Consider the following 19564-nt stretch of genomic DNA (forward strand, 5'->3'; position numbering starts at 1 on the left):
TTTTACGTTTTGAATATAAATTTCTTCCAATTATCGATGCATGTCTGAAGCGAAAAATGCTGCCGGGCTGCCCTATGCGCATTCTCCTTGATTCTTTGCCGCATCGTCGGATCTTCAATCATGGCCTTGATTCCCTCATACCAATGCTCCTCGGTATGCTCAACCAAGTAGCCGGTTTCGCCCTGCTCGACCCAATGCGTATAAACAGGGGATTTCGAGTATATGCCCGGAATGCCGCAGGCACCGTATTCGCGGAATTTGGTATTCGTTTTTCCCTTGTTAAATGAATTGTTGGCAAGCGGCGCAATCCCGATGTTCCAGTTGCTTTGATTTAGCTTTTTCAAAAATTCCTTATATTCCATTCCTCCGCCTTCATATTTGACGCTTGGATGATCAGCCAGCGAAGGCGGAAGATAGCCGTAAAATTCTAATCTCACGAATCCCCCATAGTAATCCAAAATTTTGTTCAACGCTGAAATGACGGGCACGAAGTCTTCCTCTTTGTCCCCTCCTGCATAACCAATGACCACTTGCCCCTGATCCTTAACCGACTTCTCGTTCTGATCCAGCCACTCGAAATCGATGCTGGCAGGGAAGTAAATCACGTGTCTATTGTACCGCTCATGAATATAGGTGCCGAGATCAGGTGCATCGACTTTAATGATTTGCGTGTTTTTCAAAAACTTAATAAACGTCTCTCGACGGATCGGATCGTTATAATATTCGCCCACCGGAGTTGTTGGCTGAATCTCCAGGAAATTATCGTCAATAACATAGACCGTCCTTTTATTCAGCTGATGGGCCAGCTCTAGTAATGCATAGGCTGCCGGTTCCACATTGCGAACGAATACAATCGTGTTCGCGGCAGCAATCATTTCGTGGGTCACGTCGGTTTCCAGTTTCACGTCGAACTGCAGGTTCTCTTGTTTATTCAGTGTTTGGAGGGGCTGGATTACGCCGATTTCAAGCGACGGTATCATGCCTGCCGCGATAACCAGAACGTCCATCACGGGCAGAGCCGTCTCGATAACGGCAACAGCAGTTTGAGACCTTTTCTGGGCATCGGCGCGCCCTTGAGCGAGCCCTTCCTCTTTTCCCCGCTGAAAACCGTCTAAACTGCCCTTTTGATATGCGCTAAGACGAACAGGATGGTGTTTTCGTTTTCCAGCTCGCTTTCGAGGCCTTATTTTTTTTCTTAAAGCCATCTTATCCTTCTCCTTTATAAGCTTCTTGATGACCGGCCTCCATACCCTCCGCATAACCAACGTTAAACCCTTCGTTATACGCTTTATCAAACCCCGCATCATAGGATTGATTGTATTCGGCAGCTGTTTGTCGCGGAGCTATTCTTCCTGGACCTTTTCTTCTCTTTCCCCCAAAAACTCGATTCGCCCCCTTCCCTCTTAAGCCTCTTCCACGGATTCCTTTTCTCTTCAACGCAGCACCGCCATGTTTTTTCCTTGCTCTCATCCGTCTCACCCTCTTCTCTTTAATTAAATGTTATCCGCCTTAATCACCGGAGGAGAAATGATTGGAATTTCCTCCCCATATTGCTGGATTTCGTGCTCGTTCACTAGCAGCGGCTCGTAAAAATCAAGGCGCCAAGCCGCTAAGACGAGCCGATTCATGAATCGCTGCAGCCGATTCCCCTTGTACTGATAAACGCTGCCGTTCTTATGCTTGATCAGTTTGCCTTCTTGCTCCCAAGATTCCGTGGATGGAAAATACACAGTCCTCATACGCCCAACGGCTTCCTCCGCAGCTATCGGATGCCCGAGCGGCCAGCAGCGGAGATCAACCTGTGAAACCCGTACTGCCTGAATTCCGACGGCTCCATGAATCGGATGCCTGATTCCGTTCTCAATCCAATAGATTACCGAGTCTGCCCCTGTAACGAAGACACACGTCGGATACATATCAACGGTCCGCAGCTTCATGTCCCGGTTTAAGCTCCGCTGCCACTCCAGGGACAACATCTCATGAGGATCTTCCCACTTGCTGGAGTAGAAAGTAAGATTATTCGCATACACTTGTTCGAATCTGGAATTTAACGTCTTCATGCTGACGCTGCCATAATGGTGAATAAACGTATCCTTGGCGATAATGAGCTGCATTCCAAGAAGACGGGCACGCAGCCCATAATCGTCATCTTCACAGTTGCCGATCTCAAAGCCCTCGTCAAAAAAACCCAATCGGTAAAAATCATCACGCCGAATCAACATGCAAAAACCTGTCAAGCGTTCTGTAACGGTCCAGCTGTGCGCATTAGAGTGATTGTATGATTTGGAGAATTGCTGCATCTCGGCGATATCGTGGTAGCTGACATGAATAAGCTGATCTCCGCTGATATAATTTGTCACCGGACCGACAATCCCGAACTGCGGGTCGCTGTGCAGACAGACGAGCAAATTCGAGAGCCAGTTGGTCGTTACAACGGAATCATTATTTAAGATCATCAACGTTGTTCCTTTTGCCATCATCAGTCCCTGGTTTACAGCCCCTGCAAAGCCTAAATTTTCTTCATTGATTCGAAAGCGGAGCCCTTGGGAAGATTTGAGGAATTCCGCAGTTCCGTCATCGGATGCATTATCAATAATAATGAGTTCATACGGCATGTCGGTATATCGAGCGATACTTTCAATGCATTCTTTTAAATAAGGAAGCTGATTATAGGTCGGTATGATGATACTTGTACCCTCAAAAACATTCCTGAATTGGGATATTCCCATATGCCGCCCCCGGCTGTATCCATCCTTGTAGCCTGATTGGAAGCCTTTGTTAAACCCGTCGTTGTAACCGTCCGTTTTATGGTGGCTGATGCGGTTCATAAGGTTGCTTCCCCGCTTGCCAAGGAATCAGCCAGATGCCCGAAATCGACAGCGACCTTTCCGAGCTCGGAGGCAATTCGCTCTGTAATGATAACAGCCGGAATGCCGGCGCCCACCAGCGCGATGTCGAATGGATGCCCTCGAATTTCCTCCATGATTCTGGGAATATCGTGGATGCCTTCCACGGGAGCGACCGTGCCCGCCACCTCGATTCCGCGGCCTGACAGCACACGTGAAAGACCGGGAGCGGAATTGCCCACCACGAGAACTCGACGTCCTGCAAGGATCCCTCCCAGTAAACCTTCCAAATGCAATGCATAGTTGACCGTCGATAACGTTAGTTGCAACTTTCGATAATCAATGCCATGGGCTCTAAAAACAGAAAAGCCCAGAGGTTGAAAGTTTGGCAATCTTAGTTTGGGAATGCCAACGATATCGGCCTTTCTCACGGAGGCTGCCAACATATCTCTTGCTTTTAGATCAGGTAAACGAACACCGGCATAACTTAAAAAATGTCCTTCTTTACGCACTTCATCCATGTTCAAAACCAACTCCTGCGCAAGCGTAAGCAGTTCCCCATCCCCTAAGCGGATAACGGACAACGGGGAGCTTGAATCCAAAGCTTCGTTAAGCCTCCTTGCAACCTCCGCCGCGCTTAGAAGACGATAATATTGAGAACTCATTTGCTCCATACCAGCTTCGATAATCTGGCGAACCGTAATTTCAGGAAGAATCTCTAGCTCCGGGAGTATCGAGTCCACGATCCCTTCTCCTCCTTCATATAATCCCTTCGCGTACTCCTCTCCCGAGCTTGGTTTTGCCATCGTTTCGGGTTCCGAATGCTGCGACCTCATCATCGCCTGGTCGTAGCCGGTATCAAAGCCTTCATTAAACGAAGCTGCCGCTTGCTCCAGCAATTTCTGGGTGCAGTCGCTTGGCGTTTGGCCTTTGTTTCTCTGGAGAATAACTTTTCGCTTATGTCGCCTCTTTACCGGCCTGTGTCTTCTTTTCTCTAAGTGCTGCCGTATGATGATCACCCCGTCTTACGCACAATATATTCTTTGGAACTCATTAGGAAACGGGTATAACAATCCAATTTGGCTTGACTCAAGGAAAAATGATACGAAGCATCGTACTCAATCGTTTATGGTAGGTATGATCCTTTCTTGTTCTCATCAAGCCGTTTAAAGCAATTCGCTGTCGCTCTTCCTCATGACGCAAGTAATAGTCGATTTTATCCATCAGTTCATCATAAGAGCCGTAGGTGTCTATTTCCGTACCAGGGGAATATAACTGATCCATATCGTGGCGGATATCCGATAACTGAAGCGTGCAGCAGCCGGATATTTCAAACGTGCGGGGATTGACGGAAAGCGCCTTTACCTTTCTGCTGTTGGCGTTGATTGTATCGTCATCGGATGAACGGTGATGGTTGATTACGATCTTGGCTCCATTGTAGTACGTTGCCGTGTCCTCCGGCGTCATCCAATCGCCGAGCTTAATCTTGTCGGACAGCTGGGCGTAATGTTTCATCCGGTCCCACCACCATCCGGAAATGACGACTTTTTTATTTTTCAATATCGGGGCCAGATGATCCATTAACTCCACTCTGTTCCAATAGGCCGTTCCGATAAAACAAATATCGGTCTGATTGGAGGTCGGCACATGCTTCGGATAAAATACGTTCGGATTGACTGCAAAAGGCAAGTGATACACATGCTGACAACCTAAATCGCGATAAAATGATACGCAGTTGGATTCAAGCGTAAAGATATAATCGTAACGGGGAGCGATCGAAACCGTCCAGTCCGTATAGTACGGGTCATCCGTAAACCAAATGGCCGTTTTAAATCCGCTATCCCGGAGCGCTTTGAGCGTATCGGCTTCCAAAACGACACCGTTTAAAGCAAGTACTAGGTCCGGCTGGAATTTCTTAGCCAAAAGGACGATATCTTCGGAAGGGCTCGCAACCGAGAGACTTCGAACCAGTCCCTTTAATGCGTCAGTCACCGCCTGATCCAGCGCAGGATACGGGACGCCAATGCCTGCAGTGACATAAAGAATACGGAGATCGCGGACCTGCTCCTCTTCCTTGGGTAAGGACCTTATTACCGCATCGGAAAAACCGAGCCTGTATCCCTCTCTCCGTCCCACTGAATAACCTTCTCTGTATCCTTCCGACTGGGCGGATTGCTCTCCCCCCTGAAGCAGCAAATGCTTATTCATTGTTCTCATGCGGTCAGGCCTCCGGATTTATTCATTCCCGAAATAGGGTTCACCACAATCGGCCGCTGGCTTGGTACAAGGACTGGAAGGTTCCGGCGTCCGTCCACCATCCGTCTAATATGTCATAGGTAAGCTGCCCCTTCGATGCGTACACATTGTTCACGTCGGTAATTTCCAATTCGCCTCGTGCCGATGGTTTTATGGTGCGGATCGTTTCAAACACCGTCGAATCATACATATAAATACCGGTTACGCAATAATCGGATTTAGGCTCCTCCGGCTTCTCTTCGATCATGACGATGTTGTCTTTCTCCAAGATGGGAACACCGTATCTCTTCGGATCAAGAACTTTCTTCAGAAGTACGCGCGCTCCAGCGGCCTGTTTTTCAAAAGCTTGCACAAAAGTGATTAGATGATCCTCAAACAGATTATCGCCAAGAAGCACCACGAACTTTTCGCCAGGTGTTATGAACGGTTCGGCAAGGTATAATGCTTGGGCAATCCCCCCGGCTTCTTCCTGGATTTTAAATGTGACGCTTACTCCCCATTCTTTTCCGCTGCCGATCAGGTCTGTATACAGACCAGCCGATTGCTTGCCGATCACGATGAGAATTTCCTCGATGCCCGCTTTTTTGAATTTCTCAATTCCGTGACATATCATCGGAACCTTCCCGACAGGCAGCAGATGTTTATTTATGACTTTGGTCAGTGGATAAAGCCGGGTACCCGTACCTCCTGCCAGAATGACGCCCTTCATATAATCCTTCCTTTCGCAAAATAGATGATTATACATAGATCGTTGGATCGACGCCCCATTTATCCATGAATTTTTGTTTGTTTGTATCGATAAGATGCTTCACTTGACTCATGTCCTGCTTGGCAAAGCTGGCACTCCCATGATGAAAAACGAAAACATCGCCCGCGATCCTGAACGTATATCCCGCATTCCTGGCCCGGTAACAATAGTCATCGTCTTCAAAATGACCTGGTGAATAACGTTCGTCCAGCAGACCGATGCGATCCATCAATTCCCGTTTAAACAGGAAACATAAGCCTACGATTCGATCCACTTGAAGCCACTTACTGGCATCCGGCTCATTCAGCTGGTTCGACATCTCTTCTAAACTGGTATAAGGCATATCGATCTGTTGTTTCCCGCTTGCATAGTTGGTAAGCGGCCCGACGATCCCGATATTGGTTTCGCTGTTCAAACAATTCAACATATTCTGCAACCAGTTGCGAGTGACGATGACATCATTATTCAGCAGGAGCAGCGTATCGCCGGTTGCAATTTTCAAACCCTTGTTGCATGCAGCTGGAAAGCCAATGTTGTTTGCCAATGAAATGAAGGTAATCCCCTCCTGACGGCAGATGTCAACGGTACCGTCGGAGGAACCATTATCAACAACGATGATCTCGTAAGGCTCATTCGTATGGCGTTTAATCGAATAAATGCAATCCTTTAGCAGCTCCCTGCCATTGAAAGTCGGAATAATGATGCTTGTTTTTTTCATAGCTACCACCTTCTAAACCTTGGTTAGCTGCCTTTGTCTAATCTGATCCATAAAAGATAGCCGCGGCCCCTTTATGTCGAATACCGTTTTGAGAGCTTCGATGTGGTCTCCGATGATCAAATCGGAAACTGCATTTTGTTGTCCGACATTTCGAGCTCGGAGCCGATTTTTTGTAATGACGTCTACACTGGCCGGTGCATTTATTTTCAAACCCTTTTCAAGGGCGATGACTTGCGCTTTCGGTGGGACAGATAAATTGGCGTATCCGATGATTTGGGCAGCTTCCTTCCTCATCGCGTGAGGTACCGCGGTAAGCGAATTGGCTTCGAGGTCCGCCCTGCCCATGGATCGGTTAATAAACTCCTTCACTATGGTTACGTAGTCTCTGTTGGAAAACATCCCGATCCATGGAGAAATATCATTTAAGGCAATATCGCTACCCTGTTCAATGGCATCAATGAAAGGTACGAGATGCTCTGCTAATACCGGAACATCTCCATCAAGGAACAGCAGAATTTCAGAATCGGCTAACTTCGCCCCGACCGCTCTGCCAACATCGTGTCCCAAAGCTTGTTGGTAGTGTACAATGATGGCTTTCGATTGGTTTCGGATCATTTCAAAGCTTTCATCGGTGGATCCGTTCACCACAAAAATGATTTCATGAAGCGGCAGCCGATGAAGCTGCTCCAGCAATTTTATAATCGTGTCTTTCTCGTTCATCACCAAGACGATCGCCGCTACCCTTTTGTCCGTTGGCAGAAGAACGGCATTTCCTAGATATATTCCGGAATGCTTACTGTGTCCTTCCACAAATTTAGACGCCGCTGCGTGGTAAACCGTCCATGGCAGTGGTTTGACTGAATGGTACCAGCGAATCCAGCTCTCGTTCACTTTGATATGGGGCGGTGTATCCGCCGTTGTTGAAGCTTCATGGGCCGCTTGCTGATAACCGGCAGCATAAGCTCTCTCTTTCCAATTGTCGACCACTTCGTTTGAAATCTGACGATTCTTGAAAATAAGAGCCCCCAATTTATGACCGCTCCGTTTTCTCTTGGTTCTTGCTCTTTTATTTATGGGTTTCATTGCTCTCCTAAAAGAATTTGAGGCGGGTATCATACCTCGTCTCCGCTTTCTTCGCACCATCTCATCACCACACGCTTTCTCTTTTTCGTGCGAGATCTGATCGATTTCCCCGCATGCCGGATTGAGAGATTAACCAATCTATTGCCTCCAAATGGTCCCCCACAATCAGGGTTTCAAGGGGATCATTTCCTCTGGTTCTCCCCCTCCTGGGATTTCTTTTTCCTACATCCACGTAATGAATCCCCCGTACCTTCAAGCCATTATAAATGGCCATTGCTTGAGCTTTCGGAGGAACGGCCAAATTGTCGATACCAATCAGATTTACCGCTTTTCGGCTCATTGCATGTGGAATGGTTGTAAGTGAAGCTCCTTTCAAATCGGGATTGGATACCAAAATGTTTAACGTATGCTTAGCGAGGATAACGCTGTGAACGTGATGTTTATCGGTCGGACCCAAATACTTGTTCAAAGCCACGTCCACCCCCTCTTCTACGGCTTTTGTCAAAGGGGTCATATCACTTGCTTTGATTACGATGTCTGCGTCGGTAAACAGCAGGATGTCTCCTCTAGCCGCTGCAGCGCCGATACTTCGTCCCACGTCATGACCGAGCGGAAAGGGCAGGCGGATCACTCTCGCTCCGATGCTCTGAGCAATTTCCGCCGTACCGTCCGTTGAACCATTGGCAACAACGATAACCTCTGTGTTGGCGTGCACTTGGCTGGCTTGCCGAATGACTGCCGCAATGCTCTTCGCTTCGTTCATGGCAGGAATGATGACGGATACCTTCGGAAACTCGGCATTTATGATCGGGGACAGGGATCTTCTCCTCTTGTTTCTGTTAACTGGACTCGCAGGACTTCGTTTCGACATGTTTCTCACCTGCCAAGTTTGGGATTAAGAACACTTCCTCCTCATTTTATGTATAGGTTTATTTACTGTAACGGCGTTCGTACCTTACACGAAATAAAATTGGGTTGAGCGGATGGACCAATAAACATACCAACTCTATCGAAATTGAATAAACTAGAGCATCAAAAAGGAAGGAAGTGAAGACCTATCAGAACATTCAGGGCATCATTATTAGGAAGAAACGAGGTACCACCTGTAAGAACGATAGCCTTCGGAAATACGGTTTTTCGGGTCAACAGAACAGGTACCCAACTTCGGTTCAGACTTGTGGTCAATAATATTAGCCGTGTTACCCAAGCTCATATTCATCTCGGAAGAGTTGGAGAAAACGGTCCCATTGTCGCCTTCCTGTTCGGACCATCAAAATTCGGTATCACCGTAAGACGGGGAGTCGTTCAGGGAGTATTGACGAATCAGGATTTGATCGGTCCTCTGCAAGGCAGAACGATTCGAGATCTGATTCGTGAATTCGAGCGTGGCAATGCCTATGTCAACGTTCATACGATCCAAAATCCGAATGGTGAAATTCGCGGGCAGGTCCGGCGATAAAATCACTTCATCTTATTTGTATATACGTTTTATGAAGAAAACCCTCCACTGTGCATAGAGCGGAGGGTTTTACACTTGGTCGGCTTTGGCAGCGGGAACATAGGTTTTCATCTATCTGTTCTTCCAACCTCTCGAAAAATGTGCGTTTCAACTCATCCATCTGCCTTTACATTACTCTCTCCCATTGCATTAACTGTTACTAGATTAAGAATACAAAACCTTAATCAATTCTATATAAGGAGGTAGACGTGATGGCCATTATTTCGGTCTTCCCTTCACCTACAGGGACGCCAATTGCAACTGCGGTAGCTTCAGCTGTCGCTGGTGATGTCGTATTGGTTAATGATGGAACGTATCCAGAGCCGGCGGTGACTGTAGCGACTTCCAACGTAAAAGTTATAGCTAAAAATGAAGGTGCGGCGATACGCCAAGGACTCAACGCTGCGGCAAGTGCATTCATTGTCACGGCAGCTACGGGGGTTGAAATTAACGGATTCTCCATTCAAAACTACACGGCCGATGCGATTGATGTTACCGCTGGTACCAATCACCGCATTATTGGCAATACCATCAACAACACGCTTGGTATTGGCATTGATTTAGCTGCCGGTACCGGACATGTAGCCTGGAGAAACAGTGTTCAAGACGCGGGCGGCGCTGCAGGAATCAACGTAGCAAGCACCGACAGCTGGATCGTACAGAATGTATTCTTCAGCAATACAAGTGTGGGTATTTTGTTGGCCGGCGCCAATAATGCGGCTATTGGTAATACTGTCTCTCAAAACGGCACAATCGGCATCTCGAGCACCGCAGCGAACAATCTGTTATTCGGCAACACGGTCACGCAAAACGGAACAAGCGGAATCACCGTTGCAGCAGCAAACAACGTACTGATACGCAACAACGTGGAAAATAATACAGGGATCGGCGTTTCGATCACAACCGGCGATAACGGATATCTTGGAGCCAACGATTCCGATGGTAACACTCAAACCGGTATCGCAATCGCCACAGACTTTAACAGTGTGGAATTCAACGAGATGGAGCTCAACCAGAATTTCGGACTCCTCATTTCCGGCGATGAAAACACCGCATTCGGAAACCGGTTCACCGGCAACACGCCAACTCAAATCTCCGTAACAGGTACGGACAATAACTTGTTCTAAATTCACTGTTTCAAATATGGCTTTTACGCTTGCTCTCCTCGTGAGGGCAAGCACTATTTTTCAACTGAGTTACCCGCAAGGGCATCCCGTAAACATGATGGTTTGGAGGTCATTTGATGAGAAAAATTCTTGTGGTCGGCTCAGAGGAAACCGCATCGTACCAAATCATTCTTCTCCCCCCTCTCCGTTATTTGGAAGGACAAGGATACTGCAGGTTCAAGATCCTTCCACATAAACAAGTAACCCGTTCTATCATTTCTTCATATGATATTATTTTGTTTTTGAGAAGCATTGAGCCTGCAGCGCTCCAATGTTTAGAATGGGCACACCGTGAAGGAAAGAAGACCGTATACGTCATTGACGACCATTTTCTCGCGATTCCTCAAACCACACGTCTTGGCCAAATTTACTCAAAACCCGCTTATAAAGAAACCTATACTTACTTTCTAAAAAACGTACACACAGTCAAAGTAGAATCACCCGTCTTTCGCGATCTGATTAAGATGCATTTCACTCCTAAAGTGGTCTATTTTCCAGGAAGCATTGATGTTTCCTATACACAATTGTCCAACAGTCCGAAAAAGGAAGATCGACTCGTGATCGGATATGAAGGTGCCAAAAAGGAAAGTTCTTTCCGCCCGGTTATTCCTGCATTGCAGCGCATACTTAAGGAATACGGAGATTTTGTTAGACTGGAGTTCTACGGGTACTGTCCTGAAGAATTGAAGGGGCATCCTAATATCTCCCATCGGAAACATAATGAAGATTACAGCAAGTTCATGCAGCAGCTGTATCGGGCCAATTGGGATATCGGTCTTGCACCCATGGATGATGGTCTGTTCTACCACTGCAAAAGCAATGTGAAGTTCCGCGACTATGCTGCCTGCCGCATTCCCGGCATTTATTCATTATCCCCCATATACCGAGATTGCGTATTCCACAAAAAAACGGGTTATTTTGTTCCTCAAACAGAGCAGGGCTGGTATGTCGGGATTCGAGAAATGATCGAGAATCCCAAACTTCGAAAAAAAATTTCACAAAAGGCCGCAAAGGCCGTGGCCAAGAACTTTACGATCAAACAGTGTGCGAAAAATTGGAAGTCTCTTTTTCAAGGCCTGCTCGACGTACCATAGAACCTGTAATAGATGATGACCTATTATCTGGAATGGAGAGTGATAGCATGCCTACTCTTCAAGAGGCAGCGTTAGTTCTTAACCAGTATTATGACATCAAAAAGCCGAAAATCGAATGGATTCAGAACGAGCCGGATAAGGCAGTGTGGAAGGTAATCGATAACAAAGAAACCTATATCCTTAAGTCGGATTACAGATCAAGTAAAAGCTTCACCCCTTCTATCACTCTACAATACGCACTATCCCAACAAGGGTTGAAGGTTCCTGAGGTTATCGCCACGAATCAACGGAAACTATGTACGAAGCAAGGTGAGCATCGTTATTATTTGTCTAAATATATCTCTGGAGGTCCTGCATCGATAATTGACCGCGTAAAGGTCATTGGGGATTTTCATCAACACGCTACATGGCCAAGTTCACTCACATCCAATCAAAAACCGAGCGCCTTGAAGAATGGAATTAACAGATGGATATCTGAATATCAATTAAATTAAAAGATTTGATGAAATGGAAAAACCAGTACTCCTTGCCGTATATTCAACCCTGTATACAATTAGCTGAGAAATGTATAAAAGTTTCTTCCCGAAGAGCGCCCCTCCTCGCGGATCATCTCACATCCGTAAACAATAAAAGATGGCTTGTACATGGGGATTTAACCCATTTGAACGTAATAAAAACGCCACCAGGAGATTTATGGATCATTGATCTGGAGCATTCAAGAATTGACTCTCCCATCAAGGATATCCGTTATTTATTGCCGAGGGTCGTGTTGTCTTCTTATTATAAAGAGTATTTTGCGAGATTTCCTGAAGGGACGTCCTTTAAAGAACTCTATTATATAGACGCGATTTTTCCTCACAGCCTCCACTTCTACCTCGGCGGATCGATCAGGCAAGGGAAACTTCCGCTGAAGAGTTCTCAGGTACAAAAGATCGTATCGGACGAACTAGCGAAGGATGACATGATAAGCAAGCTGTTAGGCGGCAGTAAATAAGGGAAAACAGAAGGGGCCGTTGTACGACAACAGCCCCTAAGTTACATATTAGCGTTTCAATCTTTTCATAACCGGCTTCTTGTGGTGCTTGCTCCAATTAAAAAATTCATTATTACGGATATTGCCATTGATCGCCGTAAAAGGAACCTTGTTCTTCCAGGCCACGTAATTAAAACTGATTTGGTCTCTTTTACTATAACTTATAATTTGTCTCCACCAAGTGGTCATTGCCCCCATAACGACAGGATCATTATGGCGTCTTAGGATCACGCCGGACTCAATCAGTCCGTTATCCCTCGGATATCCCGCATTCTTATACAAGGCTACTTGCTTTAATATGACTTCCTTGTTATCCTTCCCCAAGGCAATGCAAGCCTCAGCTTCTTTATAAATACAATTCCGATGTGAATGTTTGTAGAACACGAGCGGTGAGGCGCTATATTTTTCAATAAACCGATCGATATCTCCGACAATTCTGATATTCCCGTCAACCCAAACACTGTGTTTGTAGGTTGGGAATAATAAATGTGGCATAACTTTTACCCATCTAGCTTGACGGGCCGAATCAGCGAATATTTTATCCAACTTAATCATTTTCCAGGTTCCGGACTTTAATTTCGGATTATCGGTAAAACAATAGTAATCACAATGCTTGCTCATTTGTAAAGGATCCTGCAGCTTATCGTAATTGCCGGTTATCGCTGTGTATACTACGTTTTTTCGTTGATTACTTGTGATGATTTGTCGTCTGCACGCTAAGAGCCACTTTAATTTTGCCCTTGTTTCTCTGAGCGATTGATGCACGGCCATTTTTTGTACCGATCGTTGAACCCTTTCCTCGCCATGCTTGCGATAGAGAGCAGCTTTTCCATTCTGCACTAATTTCTTTCTTCTATCGGTTCCGAAACTTGCCGACTTTTGATGATAGATATAACAATGGGTGGCAACCTTTAATTTAAAGTTGGCAGCCCGGGCGCGAAGACAATAATCATCTTCTTCCCCGTAACCTACCGGAAAGTTCTTCTCATCAAAATATCCGATTTTGTCTAACACTTCCTTCTTGATCATTAAACAAAAGCCGTTTAAAAACATGACTCTCGGAAAAATCTTATCCGAGGCTTGATAGACAAGCTCGGCCATTTGTTCGATCGTCAAGTCGGGCTCCAATCCATTACGGCTCCAGTCCCGATGGGGAATGGATTGCCAGCTGGCTGCATTTGACAGCGGACCGACGATACCGATCCTGCGATCGGATTCCATGGTTTCCGTCAGCCTTTCCAACCACTGACCGGTTACGATCGTATCGCTGTTGAGGAGGACGCAGTATCGTGATGTTGACTCCTTTAATCCTTGATTCGCAGAAGCCGTATAGCCTTGCGGCTTATCGTGTCGAATTAATCTATGGTGAAATTGTCGTGTGTACTGTTCCAGATAGCGCTTTGTGGTTTGATCGCTTCCATCATCTATGATAATTAAATTAATTTTTTGCGTCGTATTGTTTTGAATGGAGTTCAAGCATTGTTTTACCGCATTCAAACCGTTATGCACACATATGACAACATCAATCAATCCCTTCCCTCCCTTCCCCGTTATCTTTGATCGACACAACCGGGGGTGAGCTTTTCTCCAATCGCTTATGTCCGCCGAGCAATACGATGTTTCCTTTAATCGACCGAGTCACATTTTTCGTGTCATATAGCAAAGCGGCATGCTCAGCAATAAACCGGTAATCGATCGTACTATGATCGGTAGTAATAACGACCAGGTCGGCGGAGGCAATCAGATCCGGCAAAAGTTCTATGGAAGATATCCTTTGACCGTTGTCCATAAACCATGGAATGAGCGGGTCATAATAGGTTACCGCAGCCCCCTTCTGCTGTAGAAGCCTGAACACTTCGAGTGCGGGCGATTCCCGCATATCGTTGACATCCTTTTTATAAGCCATGCCAATGCATATAATATTTGAGTTTTTTAGCGGCTTTTCATGGTCATTGAGTATGTCGGTAATCTGCGATATGACATAGCGGGGCATATTGCTGTTGATATCGCTGGTCAATTCAATAAATTTGTTATAGAAGCCGAACTTTTTAGCTCTCCATGACAGATAGGTCGGATCGATCGGGATGCAGTGGCCGCCGATCCCCGGCCCCGGGAAAAAGGGGATGTAACCAAACGGCTTGGTCGAAGCAGCGTCGATCACTTCCCAGATGTTAATCCCCATTCGGTCACACATGAGCGTCAGCTCGTTCACAAGCGCAATGTTAACGCTTCGAAACGTGTTCTCGAGCAACTTAACCATCTCGGCCGCGGCCGTTGAGCTTACCGGAATCACGTTATCCAAAAAAGAACGGTAAAATTGAAGACCGAGATGTGTACATTCCTCCGTGATTCCACCTAAGATTTTAGGTGTGTTTTTTACATTGAATTTACGGTTTCCAGGGTCCACTCTTTCCGGAGAATAACATACAAAAACATCCTTACCCGTTTCCCATTGCGTATTGGCCTCAATCACATTCTTAATTAATTCTTCGGTCGTTCCGGGATAGGTGGTGCTTTCCAAAATAATGAGCGTATCTCTCGAAGCATACCGGATGATGGAATCAACCGCTGACCGAATCATGGAAACGTCAGGATCTCTGTTGATGTTAAGCGGGGTGGGCAAGCAAATAACGATGATATCTGCCTCAGCCAGCGCTGAAAACTCATGAACGGCATACAGGCGCTGATGGATCAAAGAATCGATGTCTTCATCCTTTATATCCGTAACATACGATTTTCCGCGTTGCAGCTGTTCCGTTTTATTCTTATCAATGTCAATTCCGTACACCCTGTAATTGGCTCTTGCCGCCTCCACTGCCACGGATAGTCCGACGTAACCAAGACCGATCACGGCCACCGTTGCCGTCTTGGTTTTTATTTTATGCAAGATTTCGCTCATCCTGGTTGTCCATCCTTTCTTGAAGAGTAAGTCCTTGTTCAAAAAACACCCATGATGAAATTACCGGGCGATCATGAATTTCCTTCTCCTGATAAAATATGAAATACGCCTGAGAGTAGCAACGGCGAATTCACCAGACATATTACCCATGTCATTCCTGTTCGTCCGGTACATACAGAAAAGACAGCGAACGATTTCGCTGTCGTAGTATACAAGCCATATTGTCTTGCCTCCCGAATGCATATTAATTACTTTCCGGAGTCTCCCCGAGCAAACGCTCCGCTAGAATGGCGGGCTTCTCTAAACGTTGTTGTACCGTTGGCCAGTTCTCCTTCGTAGCCGTATGAATAACCATATCGTAAGGGACCCCCCTGATCGTCAGGCCATTGCGTTCGATTCCGGTTCGCGGCAGCCCGCAGTGATCATGAAAAGAAACGACGCTCGCATTCTCGATAACCGTATTGGAAAACACACTGGACAAACCCAGAATATCAAACGCAACGTGAAAAATAAGCCATACGCTGGCAGGAGCGGCTGGGATCGAATCGGAAATGATCCATCTTCCCCAATTGCCGGCTTGACCATCAATATCATAGATCGCGATGGTTCCGATCGGCACTCCCGAGAGAAGCTCAATGCAGAAGTAATAATCGCCCTCTCTATGAAAATATTCTTTCAACCATGCTTCATGCACAGCATAACGAGAGTCGATTTCTCCGATGTACTTCGATAACTCAGGGGACCTTCTTAGCTTGAAAATAAATTCGGCGTCGTCCATCGTAATCGGTCTTAATCGAATGCCGAAACGTTCAACGGTGATGTTGTGGTTCACGACTTCACCTCAATGATCCTGGCGATGTCATCCAAGCTTTGAATACCCGCTACTTCCCTGATGGAAAAGCGAACATCGAACTGCTCTTCAAGGCGAAGAATGAGCTCCATATGCTTTAAAGAATCCCAATTCGGCAATTCTTCCCGCTTTGGATTACCATGAGGCGGTATCGGGGTGTTCAACACCTCGGATAAGATCGACCCAATTTGTTTGCGTATTTCCGTCATCGATTTACCTCCACTCTGGCAGGATGGTTCCCGCAAGCAGCTTTTACACGTGCATAGAGATCCCTAAGCGGCAGCTGTTCCGGCGAGCCCTCAACAAAACGCTTTATCCAGTCCAAGGCGGGGGCATTCCGCGGCCCCTGGGACATCTCAATGTGGATACGCTGCACTCCGCGATCCATCAATTTCTCCAAGATCCAGGCAAAGGTTACCGTTTCAATGTCGCGTCCAAGCGCCCTGCAGCTAAAAAGCGTCTCGATTAGATGCGCTTGTTCGCCATCCAACCTGCATACAAAGGTGCCGATAATTCCGCTGTCTGACAGTATATCCGATAGGCCAACCGTAATCGTAACGTATTTGGAGGCGTCCATAACGTCATTTGCTTCATTTTCTGTCATACGCCTTAGAGCCAGGTTAAACTGATTTGTTTTATGACTTAGATCATACAGCCGTTTGACATGGGAAGCTTCATTCTCATAAATGGTAATGACCATGTTCAAGCTGTCTAAATAGGAATGGTAATCCGCTGCTGTTTGCCTGATCTTCTCTCTGGCCTGATTGGCCTGGATATCCGTTGTTCGGGATACGGCAATATCATCCCGTTGAAGTTGATACAATCCGGGAAAATGACATAAACCCAGCATCGTTTCTTCACCGTTTCGTTTGGCACGGAGCAGGCGTACCTCCGGTAGTTCTGCAGCCATCTTCACCAATTCCGCCGGATTGTCATCCACAAACAAGAAGGCAGACGGATCGATATTCAGTATTTGAGAGAGCCGATTCAGATTTTCTGCTTTTGTCTGCCAATTTGCACGAACAGCGGCAAAATCGTCCCATCTCAGCGGAAAATCGGTACGCGCATCGAACAGTGCTTTAACATCTTCCTCCTCATTGCGGCTGCACAAAGTAAGCATAATTCCTGATTGTTTTAGTTGAAGCAGCAGCCTTTGCAACCGATGATGGCCTTCCGTTAGCGTTACCCCTTCAGCTCCTTCTTCTCCCAGGACTCCGTGATATAGCGTATCATCTAGATCCAGGGCAATCGCTTTAAGCCTCGGAACCAAGGAAGCGGGCAAGAGTTGGACGCCAAGGTGACGGGAAATAATCGTTGTTGCCTGATTGGAAAATGGGTAGTTGCTAATTTCCTCGTTCCGATAATCATAGAAGGATTCGGTGCCTTCATGGGCCAATTGGGCTAAATCGATCAGAACACAGCCCGTGTTGTTCTCAACCGCTCCCAACAAAAACGAATTTAACTTCCGGAACCATCCACGGTCACTGGCACGGAAGCTGAGCACCCTATTGGCATCTTCCAAGGACTCCGGCCAGGTATTTATCCAAATCGGTTTATCCGTTACCATTCGCAATTTAACGATCCGTTCATTCAGCCATTGTGCAGCTTCTTGTGCACTCATAGAGCGGGCGTAAATCCGCCAATCTAACCAGATGATATATACATCCGCCTGAGCTTCCCCTCCAATACCGGACAGAGCGCTATCATAATCTGAGTAATCAAAACAGACATCAGCCTCCCATAATCCGCAAAACGGAGACATCAAATTGGCAACAAACTCAAAGGGCATCGTTCTGTCAACTCGTATTCGGAAGGTTCGAATGCTTGGAAGCTTCGGGCTTCCTGCGATCCGACTCCTGGAGGGAAGGGAGCACAGCAGAGAATCCGCTAAATCTAAACGGGTTAACACATGATTCATTCCTATACCTCCCTCCTGTTTTCAGAGCTTTGACCTGGCCATCATGCCAATGTTTCTGATACTCCGGGATCCTATCCCGCTAAAGCCATTGGCATTAATATAACCCGAGCTCCTTACCCCACACATTGATTCTTTCCAAATAATGATCCAATAAATGAACCGTCTTCAGATCCTCCACGCCCCAAAAAAGCTGCTGGAATAAGCTGCGTTCCAAAACGCGCTGCAAATAGGCCATTTTGTACAACGTAACCGGGTCCGTATCGAACCGGATTCCATATTTGAGCATTTCTGCGGCATATAAAGGCGCACAGCGTTCAATTACGGCATATTCGTCGCCTCTCCAGTCCTTGCGGTATGCAAAAAACACACCCATTAAATTAAACATATCGAACCAGCAAGGTGAGAAACGTGCACCTTCCCAATCGATAAACTTAATGTTCCAGTTCTCTTCGGCTACATTGTGGCAGCCGATATTCGGTGTTTGCAGATCATTGTGAATGATGCTTTTACCTGCCTGCAAAAGCTCGGGAAAATAAATAGGCCCCTTTTGTAACATGGTACGGACATTAACGTAGCTAGACTCCAGCCTCGCCTTTAATTCGGGACGTTCCATTGCCTTATCCAGATATTCTATAGTTCTTTGATGCGTCTTCTGGCGTTCTTGCGTTGAGGTGGGGGAATCGTAAAGCGGGAGCCATTCCTCGAATGTTTCCCAATGACTATAAAAATTGTCGTTATAGGTTAGCGCGTGAAGTTTCGCCAAGGAAGGGATAATCCGGTCGAAATAATCAGGTGTAAAGATAACCTGACCCTTTACTTGAGGGACGAACTCCATGAATACCCATACATCATCACCATTCATACCTTCCACGATCAGATATATGTTAGGTATCAGATCCGATAAAATATGGGTTGCTTTTCGGTACATGTTTAACTCGATAAGTTTCTGTTCGTTCACGGGTGCTTTGAATATCTTTAAAATCATTGGATATTTTTGTCCGTTTGCCGTAATTTCGAGTTTCCAGATTGCACTCTTGAACGTTTCTTTCAAACACTCCATATTTCCATCGTTCAAAACAACGGTAGATCCGAAATGGCTTGCAATCTGATCAGCGCATCCAAGCTCCCGCCACTTCAGACTTATATCGTTAAGAGGCGGGTTTGCCAATAAGGCCTGTGCATCCTCAAGCCCTTTATTATATCCATCTTCTTTTCCCTTTTTAAATCCATCCGTACGACCTTGCTCGAACCCTTCCGAATTTCCTGTTTTCACCATATAAGCGATCCTCCACTCCGTATTCCTTTTATATCCTATGTGGAGGAGCTCCGACATGACATTAAAAAAACGCGATTTAACATTCCGTATACACGATTTTACATCCTGCGAATAATTGGATCTTTTTGCGGATAGGCGCTGGATAAACATTATAAGACAACGCAAAATAACCCGCAGAA

The 19564-nt window shown here is 46.3% G+C and carries 20 protein-coding genes; 5 read left to right on the forward strand and 15 right to left on the reverse strand.

The genetic code is table 11. The features are described from left to right. Positions 1–2: 2 nt before the first annotated feature. The 9 genes from HMPREF9412_RS11290 to HMPREF9412_RS11330 form a co-directional block, all read right to left on the reverse strand. Positions 3–1205 carry a glycosyltransferase gene (locus HMPREF9412_RS11290; protein ID WP_009591603.1) on the reverse strand — a complete coding sequence of 401 codons (1203 nt, stop codon included), beginning with the start codon at positions 1203–1205 and terminating at the stop codon, positions 3–5. Position 1206: 1 nt separating this feature from the next. Further along, positions 1207–1470: a hypothetical protein gene (locus HMPREF9412_RS11295; RefSeq protein ID WP_009591684.1), complete on the reverse strand. Its 264-nt coding sequence runs from the start codon at positions 1468–1470 to the stop codon at positions 1207–1209. A 23-nt stretch (positions 1471–1493) separates the two neighbouring features. Further along, positions 1494–2828, reverse strand: coding sequence for a glycosyltransferase family 2 protein (locus HMPREF9412_RS11300; protein ID WP_009591582.1), 1335 nt, complete (start codon positions 2826–2828; stop codon positions 1494–1496). Beyond that, entirely contained in the window at positions 2825–3589 is a 765-nt protein-coding gene (locus HMPREF9412_RS11305; RefSeq protein ID WP_254664030.1) for a GT-D fold domain-containing glycosyltransferase, read from the reverse strand. The genes HMPREF9412_RS11300 and HMPREF9412_RS11305 overlap by 4 nt, the downstream gene beginning before the upstream one ends. 346 nt (positions 3590–3935) lie before the next feature. Further along, on the reverse strand, positions 3936–5063 hold the full coding sequence (locus HMPREF9412_RS11310) for a CgeB family protein (RefSeq protein WP_009591676.1): 1128 nt from the start codon (positions 5061–5063) through the stop codon (positions 3936–3938). A 40-nt stretch (positions 5064–5103) separates the two neighbouring features. Beyond that, on the reverse strand, positions 5104–5811 hold the full coding sequence (locus tag HMPREF9412_RS11315) for a sugar phosphate nucleotidyltransferase (protein ID WP_009591750.1): 708 nt from the start codon (positions 5809–5811) through the stop codon (positions 5104–5106). A 28-nt stretch (positions 5812–5839) separates the two neighbouring features. Next, positions 5840–6568, reverse strand: a complete 729-nt coding sequence (locus tag HMPREF9412_RS11320) for a glycosyltransferase family 2 protein (protein WP_009591572.1) — start codon at positions 6566–6568, stop codon at positions 5840–5842. Positions 6569–6580: 12 nt separating this feature from the next. Then, a complete protein-coding gene (locus HMPREF9412_RS11325; protein WP_254664031.1) occupies positions 6581–7684 on the reverse strand; it encodes a glycosyltransferase family A protein in 1104 nt (367 codons plus the stop codon). A gap of 31 nt (positions 7685–7715) precedes the next feature. Further along, positions 7716–8522, reverse strand: coding sequence for a glycosyltransferase family 2 protein (locus HMPREF9412_RS11330; RefSeq protein WP_009591742.1), 807 nt, complete (start codon positions 8520–8522; stop codon positions 7716–7718). Between the two features lie 186 nt (positions 8523–8708). Between HMPREF9412_RS11330 and HMPREF9412_RS11335 the strand changes: the two genes are divergently transcribed. The 5 genes from HMPREF9412_RS11335 to HMPREF9412_RS11355 all read left to right on the forward strand — a co-directional run bounded on the left by HMPREF9412_RS11335 (position 8709) and on the right by HMPREF9412_RS11355 (position 12403). After that, a complete protein-coding gene (locus tag HMPREF9412_RS11335; RefSeq protein ID WP_036671939.1) occupies positions 8709–9110 on the forward strand; it encodes a CHRD domain-containing protein in 402 nt (133 codons plus the stop codon). A 251-nt stretch (positions 9111–9361) separates the two neighbouring features. Next, the gene (locus tag HMPREF9412_RS11340; RefSeq protein ID WP_009591692.1) at positions 9362–10276 is read left to right on the forward strand and encodes a right-handed parallel beta-helix repeat-containing protein; all 915 of its coding nucleotides are present in this window, start codon (positions 9362–9364) and stop codon (positions 10274–10276) included. A 116-nt stretch (positions 10277–10392) separates the two neighbouring features. Then, complete coding sequence (locus HMPREF9412_RS11345) at positions 10393–11409, forward strand: glycosyltransferase (RefSeq protein WP_009591652.1); 1017 nt, start codon at positions 10393–10395, stop codon at positions 11407–11409. A gap of 47 nt (positions 11410–11456) precedes the next feature. Continuing rightward, positions 11457–11903 (forward strand): hypothetical protein, encoded by a 447-nt coding sequence (locus tag HMPREF9412_RS11350; protein ID WP_009591753.1) that lies wholly within the window; start codon positions 11457–11459, stop codon positions 11901–11903. Between the two features lie 167 nt (positions 11904–12070). Then, positions 12071–12403 (forward strand): hypothetical protein, encoded by a 333-nt coding sequence (locus tag HMPREF9412_RS11355; protein WP_009591643.1) that lies wholly within the window; start codon positions 12071–12073, stop codon positions 12401–12403. A gap of 48 nt (positions 12404–12451) precedes the next feature. Here HMPREF9412_RS11355 and HMPREF9412_RS11360 read toward each other — a convergent pair whose 3' ends face one another. The 6 genes from HMPREF9412_RS11360 to HMPREF9412_RS11385 form a co-directional block, all read right to left on the reverse strand. Continuing rightward, entirely contained in the window at positions 12452–13972 is a 1521-nt protein-coding gene (locus tag HMPREF9412_RS11360; RefSeq protein ID WP_009591609.1) for a glycosyltransferase, read from the reverse strand. After that, positions 13965–15341, reverse strand: coding sequence for a nucleotide sugar dehydrogenase (locus tag HMPREF9412_RS11365; RefSeq protein ID WP_009591708.1), 1377 nt, complete (start codon positions 15339–15341; stop codon positions 13965–13967). Before HMPREF9412_RS11365 ends, HMPREF9412_RS11360 begins: the two co-directional genes overlap by 8 nt. A 244-nt stretch (positions 15342–15585) precedes the next feature. After that, positions 15586–16173 (reverse strand): GNAT family N-acetyltransferase, encoded by a 588-nt coding sequence (locus tag HMPREF9412_RS11370; RefSeq protein WP_009591613.1) that lies wholly within the window; start codon positions 16171–16173, stop codon positions 15586–15588. Next, on the reverse strand, positions 16170–16400 hold the full coding sequence (locus tag HMPREF9412_RS11375; protein ID WP_009591683.1) for an acyl carrier protein: 231 nt from the start codon (positions 16398–16400) through the stop codon (positions 16170–16172). The genes HMPREF9412_RS11370 and HMPREF9412_RS11375 overlap by 4 nt, the downstream gene beginning before the upstream one ends. Next, positions 16397–17812, reverse strand: a complete 1416-nt coding sequence (locus HMPREF9412_RS11380; protein ID WP_254664032.1) for an HAD-IIIC family phosphatase — start codon at positions 17810–17812, stop codon at positions 16397–16399. Before HMPREF9412_RS11380 ends, HMPREF9412_RS11375 begins: the two co-directional genes overlap by 4 nt. A gap of 391 nt (positions 17813–18203) precedes the next feature. Further along, positions 18204–19385: a phosphotransferase gene (locus HMPREF9412_RS11385; RefSeq protein WP_009591593.1), complete on the reverse strand. Its 1182-nt coding sequence runs from the start codon at positions 19383–19385 to the stop codon at positions 18204–18206. Positions 19386–19564: the final 179 nt, after the last annotated feature.

Origin of the sequence: Paenibacillus sp. HGF5 (assembly GCF_000204455.1) — a bacterium.
Classification (GTDB): domain Bacteria; phylum Bacillota; class Bacilli; order Paenibacillales; family Paenibacillaceae; genus Paenibacillus_AQ; species Paenibacillus_AQ lautus_A.